At 58.6% G+C, this 4,258-nt stretch carries 1 protein-coding gene; it reads left to right on the top strand.

What is annotated here, in order from left to right; all coding sequences use genetic code 11:
• The coding region (locus QD461_RS36330) for a beta strand repeat-containing protein (RefSeq protein ID WP_414091612.1) at window positions 1-4,258 on the top strand (4,258 nt) is incomplete at both ends.

Genomic DNA, 4,258 nt, shown 5'->3' with positions numbered 1-4,258 from the left:
CCTGAGCTCACATGGTCAGGTCGTTCATACGGTTCTGCTGGCCGATGGCACGCTGGTTGGCTACACCGGTGAAGTCGCTCCGACGACTGTCCTGGATGGCGAGGGCTCGGTCAAATCGAACGTCGTGTTCTACGCGACGCTGTCGGACACCGACAACGGCCACTATAACTTCACGCTGGTACAGTCTCTCGACGATGCCAAGGATTCCAATGCCATCAAGCTGACCTTCGGCTACACGGCAACCGATTCGGACGGCGATACGTCTTCGAACAGCTTCTCGGTCACCGTTGCCGACGACAAGCCCGTTGCCGGCACCGGCGACGCMGGCTCGGTCACCGAAGGTGCTCTGCCGGGCGGCAATGAGAACCCGCATGTCGCGACCGATGCGATTGCCACCGGTTCGCTGAACATCTCCTGGGGTGCCGACAAYGGCAACACCAACCAGGGCGGCGCCGGCGACCGTTCGGTTGCCTTCACCAACGCCAACGTCACGGCTGAAGGTCAGGATGGCACGCTGAGTTCGCATGGTCTTGCGGTTCATACGGTTTTGCTGGCTGATGGTACGCTGGTTGGTTACACCGGCGGGGCTGTTCCGACGGCGACTTCCGGATCCAACGTCGTGTTCTATGCGACGTTGTCCGACACCGATAAGGGTCACTATAGCTTCACGCTGATGCAGTCGCTCGACGACGCCAAGACCTCTGATAGCATCAAGCTGACCTTTGGCTACACCGCAACGGATTCGGATGGCGATACGTCTTCGAACAGCTTCTCCGTTACCGTGGCAGACGACAAGCCTGTTGTCACTGGCGCCATCGCTGTCAGGGCCGACGAAGGCGACATTCACAATCTTCTCGCCGACGGCAACAATCCGCCCGGTGGGACGCATGATGGCTCGTCCTCGCAGTTCGCACTACTCGGCCTCGGCTTTGCGGCGACAGTATCCGGCTCCGTTGCTTCGACCGTCTCTTTCGGTGCGGACGGCGCGGCAGTTGGTGGTGGCTTCAGCTTCACGGCCAATGCTACGTCGACTTTGGCTAGCCTGCATCTAACCTCGGGCGGCGAAGCACTCTCCTATACCGTCGTCAACAATGTGATCATCGGCTATGTTGATAACGACCACCAAAACGGCTTCAATCCGCTTCTGGACCGCCCGGTGCTCTCGTTGGCGTTGTCCGGCAATGGCAGCTTCACCTTCCAGCAATATGACCATCTCGATAACGTCGCCGGTTCCGGTAACGACTTGCGCTCCGGTAGTGGCTCGATCTCTGCCATCGACTTCGGCTCCATCATTCAGGCGACTGACCGCGACGGTGATAGCGTCGTCCTGAAGGGCGGCCTGAACGTCACCATAGTCGATGATGTGCCGAAGGTCACGCTGGCCCTTACGGGATCGATCACGATCGACGAGAGCGGCAGAGGCGATGACGATGTCAGCGCCACCAAGGCGATCGCCAACCTGTTTGCTGGAATCACGGGCGGCAACGATTCCCACATGTCGACGGTCTATGCACAGCATAACGTCGTCTCTGGATGGGTCTCGATGGGCGCCGACGATGCGCCAGGTGCGACGAGCAGCTTGACGCTCCATATCGATAATCCCGACTCCGGCTTGAAGACGACCGCAGGTCAGGCGATTACGCTCTCGCAGCTCGCCGACGGCACCGTAATCGGCAAGACCGCAGGTGGCGATATCGCCTTTGCGATTCGCCTCGATACCAGCGGTAAGGTCAGCATCGCCCAGTACATGTCGCTCTACAATCCTGACCCGTCGAAGTCGGATGGTGATTTGGTCAATCTCTCCGGCAAGCTTTCGGCGGTCCTAAGCGCGACCGATAGCGACGGCGATACCGTCAGCAAGTCCGTTTCCATCGGCGGCAGCATCCGCTTCGATGATGACGGCCCGTCGATCGGTAATGCTGTCTCGGCGCAGACACTTGTCGAGCATAATCTTCTGACCGGTTCGGGTGCGCTGTCACCTTCTGGCATCAGCACAGGCTCGGTAGCGCTCAATTTTGCCTTCGGTGCTGACGGCCCAGCCGCCCACGCCGTCAGTTTCGTGGCAGGTTCGAACGGCAGCTATTTCGCCGCGAGCTACGCCAACAATCAGACGCTTGACGCGACCAAGCTCAGCTCTGGCGGTCATGCGCTGTCCTATTCGCTCAGCAGCGACGGCATGACGCTGATCGCATATACCGGCAGCAATTCGGGCGACACGTCGAGCTGGGTCTTCAAGGTTGTCCTGTCTCAGGACGCCAGCCATGCCAGCGGCGCTTACAACTTCACGCTTTACAAGCCGCTCGACGACGTCAACGGTCAGGCCAACCTTTCGGATATCAGGCTGACCTTCCAGGTTGCCGGCCATGATGGGGACGGTGACACAACGAAGGGCTCGCAGAGCTTCGCGATCGATGTGATCGACGACGTGCCGACGCTTGTTGATCACGCCGCGGTTTCCGCAACGGTCTCGGAAACAGCAATCAATACACCTGTGGTGACGACGGGATCTTACGTAATTGATTTTAGCTCGGTGACGCCCGCGAGTGCCAATCTGACGGTAACCGAAGGCAGCGTCAGCGGCGGCCAGGTCGGCTCGTCATCGAAGGGTGGTGATATCGTACTGACGTCTAACCCGGGGACGACTTTTGTCATCACGCAAATGGATATCGGTGTCTTTGACAAGCACGGCCCCTCGTCCAAGACCGTCACAATCATCGGAACTGATGCCAATGGTGCCACGTACTCGGTAACAACCGTTGCCTCGACTTTCTCTGCAGCTGGCACGGCGCTCGAAGGCAAGCAATTGACGTCGATCACGATTGATCCGCACGACAATTCGCTAACAATTACAGCCGACAACATCCATGTTACCGACACGGTGACGACGATACCCACCAACGCCCCTGCCGAGACGACGTTGGATCTGAGCTCACTGGTTCATGCCAGCGCCGACGGCCCGATGGCATGGACTGTGAACGCGATCACTGCCGGAACCTCTTCCGGTAACCTGACCGGCGGAACAGGATTGACCTACAACGGCGCGGCCATCACGCTCGCCAGCACGGATGGACATACGATCACTGGCTCTGCCGGAGGTGTCACCGTATTTACGTTGACGGTCGATCCGACCAGTGGTCATGCCACATTCGACCTGTACCATGCGATTGACGGCGGCAAGACGCTTCCGCTCGATTTCTCGAAATATCTGACGGCGACGGATTTCGACGGCGATTCCGTAACTCCGGTCAGTGGCTCCGTGACCATCGTCGTTCAGTCGGCCACGGACAACCTACCGACAATTTCTTCTGTAGGGCTGGTGTCAAGTGTTAGCGAAAGCGGCTTGTCGGGGGGCACGGGTACGCCGGGCGTTTCCAACGTCCATTCGGGCAGTATTGCGATTACCGCAGGCGACGCACCTTCGACGGTGACAATCAGCGGCCATACATTCAATGTAGGTGCTGCAATCGCTAATGGTGATACCAACGCCAACATTCAGGGCACTTACGGAACACTGCATATCGTCAGCGTCACCGCGACGGCCATCAATTACACCTATACGCTGACAGGTGCGACGAGCGGCACAGGCAATCATGACGACTTCTCTGTTAAAATCAGCGATGCGCCGATTGATGGTGAAAGCCAGACTGCGACGCTGACCTTTAACATCAGCGACGACAAGCCGATAGCAAGCACCGTTTCGCTCGGATCTATGCTTGAGAACGACAATGCAACCTTTACTCTTACAGCGGGCACTATTGCTTTCGGTGCCGACGGGGCGGCTGCGAGCGGTGCGATCCATATCGACAGCGTCAAGGCTACGGGCGATCTTGCCGGCTTGACGCTGAGCCCGTCGATGATCTCTATCGATGCGGGCCATGTGGTTATCACACCCGGAACTGCATTCGATGTTCTATCGCTTGGTCACACGTCGATCCTGTCGATCGAATATACGTTGACCGACGGTGACGGCAGCAAAACCAGCGGTACGTTCAGCATCAAGATCATAGGCACGAACGATGCCCCGACGATTACGCTGGTCGGTAACGACACTGCCACCGGCAGCGTCACTGAGGCTGGTATTGGCGTAGCCGACGACGCGGCTCACAACACGGCAACCGGCCATCTGACCGGCGCTGATGTCGACAGCCCGACGCTCACCTGGTCTCTGATTGCCGGCAATGGCCAGACCAGCAACGTAGGCGGCTCTGTGACTGGTGCTTACGGCACGCTGAGCGTMGATCAGAGCGGCAACTGGACC

This window comes from Rhizobium sp. BR 314, assembly GCF_047445805.1.
GTDB classification, from domain to species: Bacteria; Pseudomonadota; Alphaproteobacteria; order Rhizobiales; family Rhizobiaceae; genus Rhizobium; species Rhizobium lusitanum_B.
The sequence above is the reverse complement of the archived record's forward strand: the minus strand, read 5'-3'. Positions and strand labels throughout refer to the sequence as shown.